This is a genomic window from Halorubrum sp. Atlit-28R (assembly GCF_003665955.1).
GTDB lineage: Archaea > Halobacteriota > Halobacteria > Halobacteriales > Haloferacaceae > Halorubrum > Halorubrum tropicale.
In genome coordinates this window covers 280544-295250 of the sequence record NZ_QPLS01000005.1, presented here as the reverse complement: position 1 = coordinate 295250, position 14707 = coordinate 280544, and the positions used below count along the sequence as shown (strand labels likewise).

The window sequence follows — 14707 nt, the reverse complement described above, 5'->3', positions numbered from 1 at the left end:
CGTTGAGTCGGCTTGTTTCCATCAACATTGTCAAGCGCCTCTTGGAGTTCTTCGACGGAGATCTCGTTGAGGTGATCCATTACAGGCAACATATCTCTCTGAGTAAAAAGTTCTACCGACTACTATAGCAACGCTACTTATAAAAGAATTGGGTATTCAGCCCCGTATGCCGTCTGTGGACACCGGAAAACGACAAACGTGTTCGGGTGAGCGTTGCCCTACTCGACACACCATATTTGTGAGGGGTGCTGTGCGGTTCATACGTGTGGCCCCACGACATCGAGCGTGGATGATAGTATGTACGTTTCAGATATGCTGTGGTGAATCAGTTAGAAAGTAGAGCGTGCGAATTGACCGATTACTCGTTTACCACTCGTTTTTTATAAATAAGATATGCTAACGGACTCATTAGAAGATAAATGAGAGCAGTCATTCCCAAAAATAGCTCGCTGGAATCTATCGCTAAACTATAGAATAGACCGAGTCCAACAAGAACGTATGCCGCAGCGAGTGCCCAAATAATTCTCATCGTACATAATGAGTTGATGCCTGATGAGATAATGATTGTGGAGCATTTCCTCCGAACTTACCGAAGCTACTCACCACATCGAGGGGCAGAAAGAACAGTTCCCTAGATGACGTGGCTCACGACTGACGACTACCGGGGCCAAATCCACCGAATCCTTCACCCGTATCTCGCCGTATCGAGGGCCTTTCGTCACTTAGTCGTCGTCAGCGGTGTACGCGCCGCCACGACGCTTGATACGTGCGACGACGAGCCGCTGGTCGTCCTGCCGGAAGCTCACGGAGAGCCGGAACTCCCCGACGCGTATCTTCTTGTACGGGCTGTTCTGGAGCGGCTCACCGTAGTCCGGCGGGTCGCGCCACGGCGAGGAGACGATTTCATCGAGCTTGTCGAGTATCCGGTCTTGGTCGGCGGGGGATAGTCCGTCGAGGTCGTCTTCGGCGGTCGAGGAGAGTTCCCACGTCCACCCGTCGTCACTCATCGCTCGTGCCGAACCGCTCGTGGGCCTCCTCGGCGCTCGTCGTCCGTCCCTCGCGGATGTCCTCCTCGGCTTCGAGCAGGGCGACGAGCTCGTCGCGGTCGAACGTCGGGAACTCAATGGCGTCCCGAAGCGTGTACCGGATGAACTCGCTTCGACTGTTGAACCCGCGCCCCTGCCACGTATCGTCTATCTGTTCGAGGAACGACTCGGTGAGTTTGAAATTCACCGTGGCGATGTCGTCCCCACCGTCGTCATTCGTAGCTGCTTCAGACATATAGACGTAATACGCTGGTCTTACCAATAGTCGTTTCGGCGGAGGCTCACTCACTGTGTAACCGACGTGGATAGCCGCATCGGGGAAACTGTGATGAATCAGCTCAAAAGTGGAGCGTGCAAATGTTAGTGGCGTTTAAGATGATAGCAGGCGTACAATCCTTAGGAAAAGAACGATGGCACTTCAAGATACAATCCGAAACCAAACTGTTACCATACTCATCATATTGGGGGCATTAGTCGGAGCCGTTGTCTGGTACGTCAGTAATATCCCATACTATGAATCTATTCCTGCAGGTGCAGTAATCGGTCTTATCATCGGTATCGGGTTATATCAGCTTTTGAATCCCGACTCTGACACTACAAATACATCCTAAATCTGTCCCTGTTCCTATTTAAATCCGAGTTGAAAACGCTAATTCTGGGATTGGACGTACCACAGATGGATGAGCAAACCGGGTATGCCGAGAAATCCTAAGACAACCCCTCTAACTTGAGGGCGCGACAGGCCCTGCTCCTTTGATTTCTTGTAGACATAATAGCCGACAGTCGGCCAGAAAATCAAGAGGTAGAGTCCGTACCGGATGAGGACGCCGTTGTAGGCCGAAAGGAATTCCATATCCAATATCCCTCTTGAGCGGAGATAATCATTTGGTTGCTCTTTGTACTTACCGAAGCTACTCACCACATCGAGGGGCAGAAGAAATAGTTCTCTCGCTGATGTGAATCACGACCGACGACAACCGGGGGCCAAATCCGGTGAAACCTCTACCCGTATCTCGCCGCATCGAGGGTGTTCTATCATATTCTTGACTACGGTTCATTCATCCCTCCGTGAGCGCAGATTATCGAAATCAGGAGTGTCCCTTGAGGGGATGCGCCCCCGGTCGATTTCGGGTCTAATCCGCCGCTGTCTGTGAATTAGTTTGTGTGTCCTGACACTTCACCGAATCGCATTACGGCGAGGGATGCCCTGTTTAGCGAGAGAAGCGAATCTTGAACGGGTTTCGTTCAGACGAGTGTAGACAGAAAAGTGTGCGTACAAGGAGTGTACGGAGGAAAGAGCCTGAGGGGGGATTTGAACCCCCGGTCTCGTCCTTACCAAGGACGCGCTTTACCGCTAAGCTACCCAGGCACGCAATCAGTCGTTGACCGGATTCGACTTTATGGGTTTCGATCCGGCGACGCGGCGTCGGGGGATCCCGCGCCGTCTCGGAGGGTCGCCGCGCGGATCACCGGTCGGTCGCGCTGACGGCCCGCTCCGAGATGTCGGCGATGCGGTCCGCGGTCGCCTCCGGCAGCGCGCGGCCCGCGGGCGGGAACTCGCCGTCGCAGTCGGCCGCGAGGTCGCGGGCGTATTCGAGCAACTCCGCGGGCGGGTCGCCGCCGACGGCGGTGGTGCCCGCGACGACGGCGAGCTCCATCGCGTCCACCTCCAGGTTGCGGTCGAGTTCGGCCGCCGTTTCGGCGTCCGTGCCCTCGCGGTCGCGGAGCGTCTGGTCGCGGCCGAACGCGCGCACCACGTCGACGGCTGGCCGGGCGGCGTCGGTACACGCCAGAAGCGAGAAGCCGCGGGAGACGAGCACGTCGGCGGCGAGGATGTCCATGTCCGCGTCGATGTCGGCGGCGGCGGTCGCCGCCGTCACCCACGGCTCGTCGTGAGCGACCGTCCGGGTGAGGCGCAACCCCTCGTAGATGAGCTGCACGCCCGCGGCGCGGTCGGCCACGTCCCCGAGGTCGACGGCCGGTTCCAGCGCGCGGGCGGTGACCAGCGCCAGCACGCCGGGGGTCACCGCCGCGTCGCCGATTCGGGCGTCGAGGGCCTCGCGGAGCTGTTCGGGTTCGACGTCCGCGAGCGCCTCGCGCGCGGCGTCACGCGCTCGCGCGGCATCGTCCATTGTCGTTTCGTAGACGAGCGAAGGGCAAAGACCTTTGGAAACGAACGGGATTCCGTCTCGTGATCCGAACCCGAACCGACGGCGACGTGCGCGTCGTCACGCTCGACCGCCCCGAGGCGCGCAACGCGCTTCGGCCCGCCGACCTGACCGCCCTGCGCGAGGCGTTCGAAGCGCCCGCGGACGGAGACGCCCCGCCCGTGACGTACCTCCGCGGCGCGGGCGACGCCTTCTGCGCGGGCGCCGACCTCGACGCTGTCGCCGCGCTCGACGACCCGGACGCGTTCGCGCGGCGGGGGCAGCGCGCGGTCGCCGCCGTCGAGGAGTCGCCGTCGATCGTCGTCTGCGGGGTGGACGGCCCGGCTCGGGGCGGCGGCGTCGAACTGGCCCTGGCGGCGGACGTCCGGGTCGCCACCCCGCGGGCGACGCTCGGCGAGCCCGGCGTCTCCCTCGGGCTGTTCGGCGCCTGGGGCGGCACGGTGAGGCTCCCGCGCGTCATGGGCGAGGGCGAGGCGCTCGACTTCGCGCTCTCGGGGCGAGTCCTCGACGCCGAGGCGGCCCTGCGGACCGGGCTCGTCTCCCGCGTCGTCGACGACCCCCGCTCGGTGGCCGACGAGATCGCGGCGGGCGAGGCCGACGCGCTCGCGGCGATCAAGCGTCGGATCCGCGACCGCCGCGAGGGCGAGGCGCAGGAACGGGCGGAGGCCGCGGCGTTCGCTGAACTTCACGACGCGCACGCGGAGGACATCGCCCGACGGCGCGACCGGTGATCGACCGGGCGGGCGCCGGCCGCGTCCGCCCGCCGTCCCGATGTGACAGACTTAAGTGAGTCTCCGTCTAACTGCGAGATGCGAAGCACGCACCGGTAGTGTAGTGGTATCACGCAACCTTGCCATGGTTGCAACCCGAGTTCAAATCTCGGCCGGTGCATTTTGCGAACGAAGTGAGCAAAATCACCGAGAGATATCTGTGCGCGGGCAGCGCGCCTCCTCGACCGAATCGCGCGGGCGCCGTCGCCGATCGACGGGCCGGGCAGCGGCAGACCCCGTCCGTTTAACAGCGCGTGTGTGTTCTGTTCGGGTATATGGTTGAGCCGCTTCTTCTCGTCGGCGTCGCGGTCGCGGCGTTCGTCGGATACAACATCGGTGGGGCGACGACCGGACCGGCGTTCGGGCCGGCGGTCGGCGCAGACGTGATATCGAAGGCGGGCGCGGCGGCGCTGATGTCGCTGTTCTTCTTCGTCGGGGCGGGGACGCTGGGGCAGCGCGTGGTGACCACGCTGGGCGAGGACCTCGTCACCGGCGCGAACGTGTTCACGCTGGAGACGAGCATCATCGTGCTCTTCTTCATCGGCGGCGCGCTGTTCGTCGGCAACTTCGCCGGCGTCCCAGCGTCGACGTCGATGACGGCGGTCGGCGCCATCGCCGGACTCGGGATCGCGACGAACACCCTCGACTGGGCCGTGATGGGCGAGATCGCGATCTGGTGGCTCGTCGCGCCGATCATCGGGTTCTGGGTGTCGGGCGTCGTCGGCCGCTACTTCTACTCGGCGATCGACCGCTGGGTGGCGATCGAGAGCACCGAGGGCGCGCTGTTCGAACTCGACCGGTCGGGGCTGATACCGCGGCCGGTCCTCGGCCCGAACACGACGCGACGAGAGCTGACGGGGGGGGTCGTCGTCATCTCCATCGGCTGTCTGATGGCGTTCTCCTCCGGCACCTCGAACATCGCGAACGCCATCGCGCCGCTCGTCGCGCTCGACGGCGTGGAGATGACGCCGATGATCCTCCTCGGGAGCGCGGCGGTCGCGGTCGGCGCGTTCACCATCGCCCGGCGGACGCTGGACACGCTCGGTAACGACATCACCGACCTCCCGCTGACGGCCGCCATCGTCGTCGCGGTCGTCTCCTCGGGGATCGTGATCAGCCTCTCGGCGGTCGGCATCCCCGCCTCGTTCGTCATCATCGCGACGATGTCGATCGTCGGGCTCGGCTGGGGCCGCGCGACGCGCACGGTGACCGTGCGACAGGGAATAAGCGGCGAGAAGGAGCCGGCGGTCTCCGTCGGCGCGCTGGCGGCCGACGAGATGCCGGAGATCGGCGAGGGCGACGCGAGCGACGTGCCCTCCGCGTCCGACCTGTTCAACCCCGGGACGAGCGCGCGCGTCGTGCTGATGCAGAACGTCGTGCCGATCCTCTCGACGGTCGGCGCGCTGGTGACGTTCGCCGTGCTCTTCAGGCTCGTCTGGTAGGGCGGGGTCGGCGCCCCGCGGGGTCGGTCACCTCCCGAAGCGGCGCTGGCGGTCCTGGAAGTCCAGCACCGCGCGAAGGTACTCGCGCCGGCGGAAGTCGCGCCAGTTCACGTCGGTGAAGTAGAGTTCCGCGTACACCGACTGCCAGATGGCGAAGTCGGAGAGGCGCTCGGCGCCGGTCTTGATCACGAGGTCCGGCTCCTCGGGGAACAGCAGCCGCTCGGCGATGTCCGTCTCGTCGATCGCCTCGGGGCTCACCTCGCCGTCGGCGACGTCGCCGGCCAGTTCGCGGACCGCGCCGGCGAACTCCGCCTTCCCGCCGAGCCCGACCAGGATCCTCACCGGCGCGTCGATGGATTCCGACGCCGCGTCCGCGCCCCGGTCCGTCGCCGCGCCCGAACTGCCGCCGTCGAACTCGTCGGCCTGTGGCCCGCGGACCACGGTCTGCTCCGGCGCGTCGAGCCGGCGTAACTCCCGGACGAGCGTCGGGGCGACCGCGCGGTCGAGAACGGAGACCGAGACGGTGACGCGCTCCGCGCCGTACTCGAACGCCCAGCGGATCGCCGACGACAGCGTGTCGAAGGCGCCGTCGGCGAGGAGGTCCCGCTCGGTGAGCACGAGGGCGACGTGCGCCGGCGGCTCGGCGTCGTGGAGGCGGTGGCGCGTCGCGAGGTACGCGTCGTAGAGACCCACGTCAGGTCGATCCGGCCGCGCGTATAAATGGCTTCCCGCCGACGAGGGGTTTAATTCGCCGACGCGCATACCACGGGTGATGGCAGACAGCTACCGCGGGGTGTTCGGCGCAATCCCCTACGCGTTCCGCGCGACCGAGTCGTGGACGATGCGCGCGTACGCCGCGCTCGGCGCGCTGGCGGCCGGGTTCGTCGCGCTCGTCGTCACCCTCGCCTTGGTCGTCTGGATGGGCGAGACCGCCTCGGCGCAGGGGGGGACGTTCCTCTTCTCGCGGTCGCTGTACGTGGTCGCCGGCCTCGCGGCCGTCGGGCCGCTGCTCGCGCCGATCCTGTTCGTCGCCCGGCGCCACCGCCGCGGCGACCGCGTCGCGGCGACGTACGACCGGTGGATGGGCGTCGCCGGCTTCCTCTTCCTGCTCTCTCTGTACCTCGGGATGATCGTCTCGGCGCCCGAGGGGCTCCGGGACCCGAGCGACTCCGTGATCGTCAACGCGCTGTACGACCTCCCGCAGCTCGCCGGGTTCGTCCCGCCGGTCGCGGCCGGGCTCGCCGTCTTCGCGACGCACTTCCGGCTCCGCGGCGGCGCCGACGACGGGTCCCCCGACCGCGCCGAGTCGACCGAGGGCGGCGGCTCGGCGTGAGCCGCCCCCCGCCGGCCGCGGCTCGAAAGCCCGAAGACGCCGGACCGACTACCCGGACGCAATGACCGACGAGAAGGAGAGCACGTTCCTCGTCACGCACGTCGAGAGCGACTCGGCCGTGCTGAAGGACGTCCACGACGGACAGGTCCACACGCTGAGTTCGAACCCCGGCCTCGACGTCGACGACGCCGTCGAGGCGACCGTCGCGCCGGACCCGCCGATGGAGGTGACCTATCAGGTGATCGAGGTCGCGGAGCGCCGGTCGCTGTCGATCGAGGAGAGCCCGGAGCCGCCGACCGTCCACGAGCGGGAGCTCGCCGCGGAGACCGCGACGGGGGAGCTCTCCCGCGAGGAGCGAGCGGGCGTCGGCGAGGTCCACGTGTTGACGCCGCCGGAATCGGAGACGGAGGCGGCGGTCGGGGACGTGATCGACGACCGCGAGGGGACGCTCTCGCGCGCGGCCCGGCTCGGCGTGAACCGCGTCGAAATCCGGTCGGAGCCCGGCGTCGTCGCCGTGCGGTACCTCCCGTAGGCCCCGCGAGCGCGCCGGTCGCTCAGTCGTCGTCGAACTCGACTGGCTCGTCGTCGGACCTGACTGACCGTTACCGCCGAGCGGGTAGGCCGTTCGAAGGCGCCGAGCGGCCGCGTTATCGAGGCCGTGGACGGTCGGACGAGAGGCCGCAGCCACCCAGATAAGAAGGCTTATTCGCGCCCGCAGAGGAAGCGGTATTTATGGTAGCGATCGAGGTGCCGGAAGTCGACTACACCGACTACTCGAACCGGCAGCTCGCGGCGGTGCCGCTCGCCTTTCTGGTCCTCGCGCTGGCGATCATCGGCGGCTGGGTCGTGGCCACCGGTGCGCCGGCGAACCTCGGACTGGAGTTCACCGGCGGCGTCGAGCTGCGAGTCGCGGACGAGGCGAACGGGGACGTCGAACAGCAGATCCGGACGGCCTTCGACCGCGAGCCCGACTCGGTCCGGACGATCCCCGGCGACGACGTGGTCGTCGTCACGTTCCAGGCGGCCGAGGACGACCCGGAGGGGCTCGCGGACGACCTCCAGGACCAGGCGGAGGCGGCTGGCCTGACGACGACCGCGGTCGACCAGGTGTCGCCGAGCTTCGCGAGCGACACCGCGCGGACCGCGCTGTTCGGCGTGGCGCTCGCGTTCCTCGGGATGAGCGTGCTGGTGTTCGCGCTGTTCCGGACGTTCGTTCCCTCGCTGGCGGTCGTCGCGTCCGCGTTCTCGGACCTCGTGATACCGATCGCGGCGATGAACCTCCTCGGCATCCAGATGACGCTCGGAACGATCGCGGCGCTGCTTATGATCATCGGGTACAGCGTCGACTCGGACATCCTGTTGAACGACTCCGTGCTGCGCCGGACCGGCGAGTTCTACGAGTCGGTCAGCCGCGCGATGCGGACCGGGGTGACGATGACGCTCACCTCCATCGCCGCGATGGTCGTGATGGCCGTCGTCGCCTCGGTGTTCGGGGTCGGGCTCCTCCGTGACATCGGGATCATCCTCTCGGTGGGGCTCTGCGCCGACCTGATGAACACGTACCTGCTGAACGTCTCGCTGCTTCGCTGGTACAAGTTCGAGGGGGTGGCCCGGTAATGCTCGAACCGATCAAGGAGAACTGGCGGATCCTGCTGCTCGTCCTCGTCGTGGTCGGGTCGACGGTGACGCTGTTCGGCCCCGGGTTCGGGCCGGAGCCGGCGCCCGGCGAGAACGCGAGCGAGGCCCGCCAGGGGATCACGAACCTCCAGTACGGGCTCGACCTGGCCGGCGGGACGCGCGTCCGCGCGCCGCTGTCGGGATACACCGCGACGGACGTTGCGTTCGGGGGTGACACACCGGGGACGGTCGCCGAGGCGGTGGCGGCCGAGCTCGACAACGCGTCGGTCCGGAACGTCGGCGTCGTCCCCGAGGAGGGCGCGGTGGAGGTCACGGAGCCGTCCGTGACCGAGTCCCAGTTCCGCGCGGCGATGGACGCGAGCGGGTACGAGTACGGCGACATCCGCGAGGGCGTCACCCAGGAGACCCGCGACGAGACGATGGAGGTCATCCAGGGGAAGATCAACGAGGCGGGCCTCTCGGGCGGGAGCGTCCAGCAGGTCCAGTCGATCACCGGCGAGTACTTCATCCTCGTCGAGGTGCCCGGACAGGGGCGCCAGGAGGTGATCGACCTCCTCGAAGAGCGCGGGACCGTGCGGATCGACATCGCGTATCCCGACGGCAACGGGACCGCCGTTCAGGAGGGCGCGCTGATCCAAGACGACTTCGAGGAGATCGGGACCGCGGCACAGAGCGACCGCGGCACGGGTGCGTACGTGCCGGTCACCGTCCGGAACACCGCCGAGAACGGCCAGTCGCCCGCGCACAGCTTCCAGGACGCCGTCGCGCAGCGGGGGTTCCAGGACGCGTACCAGACCCAGGCGGACCGGTGCGGGTACAACCCCGAGACCGGCGGCATCGAGGTGGTGAACGGAGACCGGAACCCGTGTCTCCTGCTCGTCGTCGACGGGGAGGTCGTCAACTCCTTCGGGATGGATCCCGGGCTCGCCGACAGCATGGCGGCCGGCTCGTGGGCCGACACCGGGAACTTCCGCCTCACGACCGGCGAGTTCGCGGAGGCGCAGACCATCTCGCTGAACCTCCGCGCCGGCGCGCTCCCGGCCGACCTCGACATCAGCGGCGAAGGGACCTCCTCGTCTATCTCGGCCTCGCAGGGAGAGAACTTCCGGACGTACTCGCTTATCATCGGCGTCCTCTCGGTGTTCGCCGTCTCCGGGATGGTGTTCCTCCGCTACCGCGAGCCCCGCGTCGCCCTCCCGATGATCGTCACCGCGCTGACGGAGGTGTACGCGCTCCTCGGCTTCGCGGCGCTGCTCGGCTACCCGCTCGAACTCGCGGTGATCGCCGGCTTCATCGCGGTGGTCGGGACCGGGGTCGACGACCTCGTCATCATCGCCGACCAAGTGATGAGCGAGGGCGACGTGAGCTCCCGGACGGTGTTCAACTCACGGTTCCGCCAAGCGTTTTGGGTCATCGGGGCGGCCGCGGCGACGACGATCATCGCGATGTCGCCGCTGATGGTGCTGTCGCTCGGCGACCTCTCCGGGTTCGCCATCTTCACCGTCCTCGGCGTCCTCGTCGGCGTCCTGATCACCCGCCCAGCGTACGGCGACATCCTGCGCCGCCTGCTGACGGTCAGGTGAGCCGAGCCGATGTCATCCGGGATTACACGCCGACCCGCGGGCCGGCGGGAGGCGAGTGACGCATGACCGGCTACGCCGAGATCGTCGTCATCGCCCTCGTGGCACAGCTCGCGGTGCTACCCGGCGAGAAGGTCCAACTGATGATCGCCGGGCTCGCGACGAAGTACGACCCGAAGGTCGTCGTCGCCGCCGCGAGCTCGGCGTTCGCCGGCTGGACCGCGGTCGAGATCGCGTTCGGCCGGGCGCTCCAGTCGGCGCTCCCGCCGGTCGCGCTCGACGCCGTGACCGCGACGCTATTCTTCGTCTTCGCGGTGGCCCTGTACCGCTCCGCGCCGGCGCGCGGCGCGTCCCCCGCGGCCGAGCGCGACGGTGACGGGGGCGACCCGTTCGAGGATCTCTCGCTCCCCGGACCGCTCGACAGGTACTCCGGGTCCTTCGGCGGCTTCCTGCCCATCTTCGCGCTCACCGCGACGGGCGAGTTCGGCGACAAGACCCAGCTGGTGACCATCGGGCTGAGCGTCCAGTACGGCGCGACCTCCGCCATCTGGGTCGGCGAGATGCTCGCGATCGTCCCGGTGAGCCTCGCGAACGCGTACTTCTTCCACACGTTCGCGGGGCGGATCGACATGCGGCTCGCGCACCTGGGCTCCGCGCTGCTGTTCGCCTTCTTCGGCGCGGACACCGTGTTGGCGATCGCGACCGGCTTCTCGGTGTGGGAGACGTTCGTCGGCGCGGTCGGCGGGTTCGCGGCCGGACTGCTCTGAAGCCCGCGCCTCCGCGTGCGCGATGCGGAATCGGCGTCCGGCGACCGGGACGGGCGCATCGCTGAGCTGGTTAAATACTCGCGGCGCCCCGCGGCAGTAATGAAGCTCACACGCGGTCCGTTCGCGCTCGCCGTGGCGCTGCTGGTCCTCGTCGCCGCCACCGGCGGCGCGGTCGCGAACGACGACATCGTCATCAGCGGCGAGAGCGGCCAGCCGATCGAGCGGACCAAGTGGGCGGTCATCAACGCGTTCAAGCGCTTCTTCCCTGACGCGGCGGTCAGAACTCGTCGAGCGCCGACTGCTCGGCGGCGGCGAGCGCGTCCTCGCAGGTCGCCCACGACGCTCGCGCGCAGTCCGGTAGCGTCCCGTTGTCGCCGACGTACGCCGCGAGGAACGCCCTGGTGGCCGGGTCGCTCGGGTAACCGCTACCGAGGTCGTCGTAGTCCGGATACGCGGCGTCGATCTCGGCCATCGCGGCGTCTCTCTCCACCTTCGCGACGACGCTCGCCGCGCCGACGACGGGGTCGTCCTCGTCGGCGCCGTGGGCGGCCGTCACGTCGACCGGCGGGACGCGGTCGGCCCCCGCGGCGGCGTCCGCCTCGCCGCCCTCGGCGACGAAGCGCGCGAGCCGCTCCGCGAACCGCTCCTCGCTGGTGTCGCCCGCGTCGGCGACGGCGCGGACCGGTTCGGCGACGCCTGCAGGGAGACCGGCGAGCGCGGCCCGGACCGCGCGCGCCTGTCCGCGGACGGTGAGCGTGTTCATGTCGGTGTCCGCCCGGTCGATCTCGGCGGGCTCGACGCGGGCGACGCCGACGGCGACGGCCGGGTCGTCTCGGAGGGCCGCGGCCAGCTCCTCCCGCCGAGCCGGCGCGACGCGCTTCGAGTCGTCCACGTCGGCCGGCAGGCTCTCGGGGTCGGCGATCACCGCCGCGGCCACCATCGGGCCCAGTGCGGGCCCCTTGCCGGCCTCGTCGACGCCGAGGTACACGCGTGGTTGGTGGGCGTGCGGGGGGAAATACCTTCAGAAAGGGCGCTCAGTCGAGCAGGACCGCGCTGACCTGGCCGGTCTGTCCCGGGCGGGAGGTGACGCGGGCGCGGCCGGCGGACGTCTCGATGATGGCGCCCTTGGTGACGATGTTCCGGCGGGCGTAGTTGACGTTCGCGGGGTTGTCGACGACGTTCTCGATCTCGGCCTCGCTGACCTCGCCGTCGTCGGCGACCTGCGCGACGTTCGTCGAGAGCGCGCGGACCTTCGTGTCCGTGCCGCGGGAGTCGATGTACTGGAGTCGCGTCTCGCCGACCGTGGTCTCGGCGGGCTCGCGGCCGAGCTGGTGGCGCTTCTTGTTCGAGGCGTGCTTGAGTCGGCCGCCGGTCCGCTTGCGCGCGGAGCGTCCCTGGTCTTTCATACGGGTACGAACAGCCAGCGAATACTTGAAGCGTTCGACTCGTCCCGGCGGAAGCGGTGGCGCGGGCGGGGCAGCGGCGCGAACCGGTCAGGCGAACGCGCGCTCGAACGACCGGACCCCCTCGTCGGTGCCGGCGAGGACGAGCTCGTCGCCGCGCTCGATCCGCGTCTCGGGGCCAACGTCGGTGATGAGGTCGCCGCCGCGCTCGATGGCGATGACGGTACAGCCGGTGGTCTCGCGGACGGCCGCCTGCCCGACGGTTCGACCGGTCAGGACCGGCGCCTCGCTCCTGACGACCTCGACGTGCGTGTCGAGCGAGAGCACGTCACGGTCGGCGAGCACCGCCGACGCGGACATGCGGCCCGTCACCGTCGAGAGGGAGAGGACGTAGTCGGCGCCCGCGCGGTGCATCTTCGGCACGCTCTCCGGGTCCTCGACCCGGGCGAGCAGTTCGACGTTCGGCGCCAGGTCGCGGATCACGAGCGTCGCGAACTCTGCCGTCGTGTCGTCCGGGAGCGCGAGGACGACGGTCCGCGCGTCGTCGACCCCCGCCTCCCGCAGCGTCTCCGGGTCGGTCGCGTCGCCGACGACGTCGATCGCCTCGCCGTCCTCGCGGTCGACGACGGTCACCGGGAGGTCGGCGTCTTCGAGGGCGGTCGCGACCGTCTGTCCGACCTGTCCGTGTCCGACGACGACCGTCTCGCCGGCGCCGAACCGGCGGGCGGCCGAGTTCGTCAGGTCGACGAGCCGCTCGACCTGTCCCTCGGTGCCCGAGACGAGGAGGACCGTCCCGGCCGACAGCGTCGCGTCCGGCGGCGGCGCCGCCTCGAACGACCCGTTGAACCACGCGCCGATCACGTCGACGCCGGTGCGTTCCCCGATCCGACTGCCCGCGAGCGTCGACCCGGCGAGGCCGCTGCCGTGGTGGACCGACACCTCGGCGATCCGGAGCGAGTCGCCCACCGCGACCGCCTCGTCGAGGTCGGTCCGCACCGCCGTCGTCACCTTCGACGCGAGGCTCTCGCCGAGCAGCGACCGCGGGGACAGCACCTCGTCCGCGCCGGCGAGGCGGTGGTAGCGTTCGCGTGACGGGTCCTCGACGACGCTTATCGCGCGGACGTCCGTCGAGAGCTCCCGCGCGGCGAGCACGATGCTCGCGTCCACGCGGTCGGAGACGTCCGTGACCAAGGCGCGGGCGGCCCCGAGGCGGGCGCTCTCGAGCCCCGCGGTCGTCTCCGGGTCGGCGCGGACCACGGTATGGCCCGCCTCGTACAGCGCCAGCGCCCGGTCAGGGTCGGGCTCGACGACGGCGTACGGGACCGCCTCCGACTCGAACTCGTTTAACAGCGCGTCGGAGCGCGTAGTGTCGGAACACACGACGACGTGCCCCTCGACGTCGCCCTCCAGCGACCGGGGGACCGTCGTCGAGAACGCGGATTCCAGGAGCGGGGTCGCGACCACCGGGAGCGCGCCGATGAGAAGGAGCATCCCGACCAGATCCATCACGGCGACGAAGGCGTGCATCTGCTGGCTCTGCCAGTCCGAGGCGTCGCCGCCGAAGCCGGTCGTCGTGAACATCTCGATCGCGAACTGTAACGACTCGATCAGGGTCCGAGGGTCGCCCTCGTAGACCCGCATCCCCCATCGGTAGGCGACGGCGGTAACCGTGAGCACGACGCCGAGGAAGACCGTGTACAACACGACCCGCCGCTTCCACGTGTCCATCGGCCCGCGGTACGCCGCGGCCGTACAAAAACGGGCGGCCTCGCGCGGGGCGACTTCCGCGACCGGTTCCGGGCGACCGCCGGCCGCGCCCTCAGGCGATCGGTCGGCGCTCGGACCGAAGTTCGATGGTTTAAGTTCCGGGGGCCGAACCGTCAGGCATGGTGCGGGACCCGTCGCGAGAGCCGGAGCCGCCGTCGGTCGACGAGGTGCTCGACGCGCTGGCCGACGACGCGGCCCGTCGGATCGTCGCGGCGCTCACCGAGCCGAAGACCGCGAGCGAGCTCTCCGAGGAGTGCGACATCCCCCTGTCGACGACCTACCGGAAGCTGGAGAAGCTCACGGACGCCTCCCTGCTCTCGGAGTCGACTGACATCCGGCGGGACGGGCAGCACACGACGCGGTACTCGGTGTCGTTCGACGCCGTCACCGTCTCGGTCGACGGCGACGGCGACGCGGACCGCCGCGAGTTCGACGTGGAGTTCTCTCGGCCCGAGCGGACCCGAGACGAGCGACTGGCCGACCTGTGGTCGGAGCTACGAGAGGAAACATGAACCCCTACATCGACCTGACTATCATCGTCGCAAAGACCGCCATCCTGGTGCTCGGTGGCAGCATCACCTACTACGCGCTCCGCGCGTACGACCGGACCGGCGACCGGTCGCTGCGGGAGCTGGGCGTCGGCTTCGGCATCGTCACGGTCGGGGCGCTGCTGGGCGGCGTCTCCCACCAGATCATCGGCGCGAGCCTGACCGTCGGCATCGCTATCGACGGCCTCCTCACGGCGGTCGGGTTCGCGGTCATCGTCTACTCGCTGTACCTGGAGTGATCCGGG

At 68.3% G+C, this 14707-nt stretch carries 17 protein-coding genes and 2 tRNA genes; 10 read left to right on the top strand and 9 right to left on the bottom strand.

Annotation, left to right across the window (positions count from 1 at the left end):
• Nucleotides 1-722: 722 nt before the first annotated feature.
• From DVK06_RS10660 to DVK06_RS10640, 5 genes are all read right to left on the bottom strand, one after another.
• Nucleotides 723-1007, bottom strand: coding sequence for a type II toxin-antitoxin system RelE/ParE family toxin (locus DVK06_RS10660; protein WP_121600244.1), 285 nt, complete (start codon nt 1005-1007; stop codon nt 723-725).
• Nucleotides 1000-1281 (bottom strand): ribbon-helix-helix domain-containing protein, encoded by a 282-nt coding sequence (locus DVK06_RS10655; RefSeq protein ID WP_121600243.1) that lies wholly within the window; start codon nt 1279-1281, stop codon nt 1000-1002. Before DVK06_RS10655 ends, DVK06_RS10660 begins: the two co-directional genes overlap by 8 nt.
• Nucleotides 1282-1695: 414 nt before the next feature.
• Nucleotides 1696-1899: a hypothetical protein gene (locus DVK06_RS10650; protein WP_121600242.1), complete on the bottom strand. Its 204-nt coding sequence runs from the start codon at nt 1897-1899 to the stop codon at nt 1696-1698.
• Nucleotides 1900-2343: 444 nt separating this feature from the next.
• Nucleotides 2344-2415 (bottom strand) — tRNA-Thr (locus DVK06_RS10645).
• 97 nt (nt 2416-2512) lie between these two features.
• Nucleotides 2513-3178 carry a hypothetical protein gene (locus tag DVK06_RS10640; RefSeq protein WP_121600241.1) on the bottom strand — a complete coding sequence of 222 codons (666 nt, stop codon included), beginning with the start codon at nt 3176-3178 and terminating at the stop codon, nt 2513-2515.
• 59 nt (nt 3179-3237) lie between these two features.
• Between DVK06_RS10640 and DVK06_RS10635 the strand changes: the two genes are divergently transcribed.
• From DVK06_RS10635 to DVK06_RS10625, 3 genes are all read left to right on the top strand, one after another.
• Nucleotides 3238-3945, top strand: a complete 708-nt coding sequence (locus DVK06_RS10635; protein ID WP_121600240.1) for an enoyl-CoA hydratase/isomerase family protein — start codon at nt 3238-3240, stop codon at nt 3943-3945.
• Nucleotides 3946-4034: 89 nt separating this feature from the next.
• Nucleotides 4035-4105, top strand: a tRNA-Gly gene (locus tag DVK06_RS10630).
• Between the two features lie 154 nt (nt 4106-4259).
• Nucleotides 4260-5426, top strand: coding sequence for an inorganic phosphate transporter (locus tag DVK06_RS10625; protein ID WP_053770827.1), 1167 nt, complete (start codon nt 4260-4262; stop codon nt 5424-5426).
• Between the two features lie 27 nt (nt 5427-5453).
• Here DVK06_RS10625 and DVK06_RS10620 read toward each other — a convergent pair whose 3' ends face one another.
• Entirely contained in the window at nt 5454-6119 is a 666-nt protein-coding gene (locus DVK06_RS10620; protein ID WP_121600239.1) for an undecaprenyl diphosphate synthase family protein, read from the bottom strand.
• Between the two features lie 79 nt (nt 6120-6198).
• Between DVK06_RS10620 and DVK06_RS10615 the strand changes: the two genes are divergently transcribed.
• From DVK06_RS10615 to DVK06_RS10595, 5 genes are all read left to right on the top strand, one after another.
• Nucleotides 6199-6759 carry a hypothetical protein gene (locus DVK06_RS10615; RefSeq protein ID WP_121600238.1) on the top strand — a complete coding sequence of 187 codons (561 nt, stop codon included), beginning with the start codon at nt 6199-6201 and terminating at the stop codon, nt 6757-6759.
• 61 nt (nt 6760-6820) lie between these two features.
• Entirely contained in the window at nt 6821-7291 is a 471-nt protein-coding gene (locus DVK06_RS10610; RefSeq protein WP_053770824.1) for a DUF5812 family protein, read from the top strand.
• Nucleotides 7292-7491: 200 nt separating this feature from the next.
• Nucleotides 7492-8376: a protein translocase subunit SecF gene (gene secF, locus DVK06_RS10605; RefSeq protein WP_121600237.1), complete on the top strand. Its 885-nt coding sequence runs from the start codon at nt 7492-7494 to the stop codon at nt 8374-8376.
• Nucleotides 8376-9980, top strand: coding sequence for a preprotein translocase subunit SecD (locus tag DVK06_RS10600; RefSeq protein ID WP_053770822.1), 1605 nt, complete (start codon nt 8376-8378; stop codon nt 9978-9980). The genes secF and DVK06_RS10600 overlap by 1 nt, the downstream gene beginning before the upstream one ends.
• 62 nt (nt 9981-10042) lie before the next feature.
• A complete protein-coding gene (locus tag DVK06_RS10595) occupies nt 10043-10744 on the top strand; it encodes a TMEM165/GDT1 family protein (protein ID WP_121600236.1) in 702 nt (233 codons plus the stop codon).
• A 277-nt stretch (nt 10745-11021) separates the two neighbouring features.
• On the opposite strand, the gene rnhB is transcribed toward DVK06_RS10595, so the two are convergent.
• The 3 genes from rnhB to DVK06_RS10580 all read right to left on the bottom strand — a co-directional run bounded on the left by rnhB (nt 11022) and on the right by DVK06_RS10580 (nt 13875).
• Nucleotides 11022-11732: a ribonuclease HII gene (gene rnhB, locus DVK06_RS10590; RefSeq protein WP_121600235.1), complete on the bottom strand. Its 711-nt coding sequence runs from the start codon at nt 11730-11732 to the stop codon at nt 11022-11024.
• A gap of 46 nt (nt 11733-11778) precedes the next feature.
• Nucleotides 11779-12150 carry a 30S ribosomal protein S8e gene (locus DVK06_RS10585; protein WP_121600234.1) on the bottom strand — a complete coding sequence of 124 codons (372 nt, stop codon included), beginning with the start codon at nt 12148-12150 and terminating at the stop codon, nt 11779-11781.
• Between the two features lie 87 nt (nt 12151-12237).
• A complete protein-coding gene (locus tag DVK06_RS10580) occupies nt 12238-13875 on the bottom strand; it encodes a TrkA family potassium uptake protein (RefSeq protein ID WP_121600233.1) in 1638 nt (545 codons plus the stop codon).
• Between the two features lie 158 nt (nt 13876-14033).
• On the opposite strand from DVK06_RS10580, the gene DVK06_RS10575 reads away from it, so the two are divergent.
• A complete protein-coding gene (locus tag DVK06_RS10575; RefSeq protein ID WP_053770817.1) occupies nt 14034-14426 on the top strand; it encodes a helix-turn-helix domain-containing protein in 393 nt (130 codons plus the stop codon).
• Entirely contained in the window at nt 14423-14701 is a 279-nt protein-coding gene (locus tag DVK06_RS10570) for a hypothetical protein (protein WP_053770816.1), read from the top strand. Before DVK06_RS10575 ends, DVK06_RS10570 begins: the two co-directional genes overlap by 4 nt.
• The last annotated feature ends 6 nt before the right edge of the window (nt 14702-14707 follow it).

Bases quoted from the DNA above. Each gene is read 5' to 3' on its own strand.
- DVK06_RS10660 (WP_121600244.1), bottom strand. From the start codon at position 1,007: ATGAGTGACGACGGGTGGACGTGGGAACTCTCCTCGACCGCCGAAGAC.
- DVK06_RS10655 (WP_121600243.1), bottom strand. From the start codon at position 1,281: ATGTCTGAAGCAGCTACGAATGACGACGGTGGGGACGACATCGCCACG.
- DVK06_RS10650 (WP_121600242.1), bottom strand. From the start codon at position 1,899: ATGGAATTCCTTTCGGCCTACAACGGCGTCCTCATCCGGTACGGACTC.
- DVK06_RS10640 (WP_121600241.1), bottom strand. From the start codon at position 3,178: ATGGACGATGCCGCGCGAGCGCGTGACGCCGCGCGCGAGGCGCTCGCG.
- DVK06_RS10625 (WP_053770827.1), top strand. From the start codon at position 4,260: ATGGTTGAGCCGCTTCTTCTCGTCGGCGTCGCGGTCGCGGCGTTCGTC.
- DVK06_RS10615 (WP_121600238.1), top strand. From the start codon at position 6,199: ATGGCAGACAGCTACCGCGGGGTGTTCGGCGCAATCCCCTACGCGTTC.
- DVK06_RS10610 (WP_053770824.1), top strand. From the start codon at position 6,821: ATGACCGACGAGAAGGAGAGCACGTTCCTCGTCACGCACGTCGAGAGC.
- secF (WP_121600237.1), top strand. From the start codon at position 7,492: ATGGTAGCGATCGAGGTGCCGGAAGTCGACTACACCGACTACTCGAAC.
- DVK06_RS10600 (WP_053770822.1), top strand. From the start codon at position 8,376: ATGCTCGAACCGATCAAGGAGAACTGGCGGATCCTGCTGCTCGTCCTC.
- DVK06_RS10595 (WP_121600236.1), top strand. From the start codon at position 10,043: ATGACCGGCTACGCCGAGATCGTCGTCATCGCCCTCGTGGCACAGCTC.
- DVK06_RS10585 (WP_121600234.1), bottom strand. From the start codon at position 12,150: ATGAAAGACCAGGGACGCTCCGCGCGCAAGCGGACCGGCGGCCGACTC.
- DVK06_RS10580 (WP_121600233.1), bottom strand. From the start codon at position 13,875: ATGGACACGTGGAAGCGGCGGGTCGTGTTGTACACGGTCTTCCTCGGC.
- DVK06_RS10575 (WP_053770817.1), top strand. From the start codon at position 14,034: ATGGTGCGGGACCCGTCGCGAGAGCCGGAGCCGCCGTCGGTCGACGAG.
- DVK06_RS10570 (WP_053770816.1), top strand. From the start codon at position 14,423: ATGAACCCCTACATCGACCTGACTATCATCGTCGCAAAGACCGCCATC.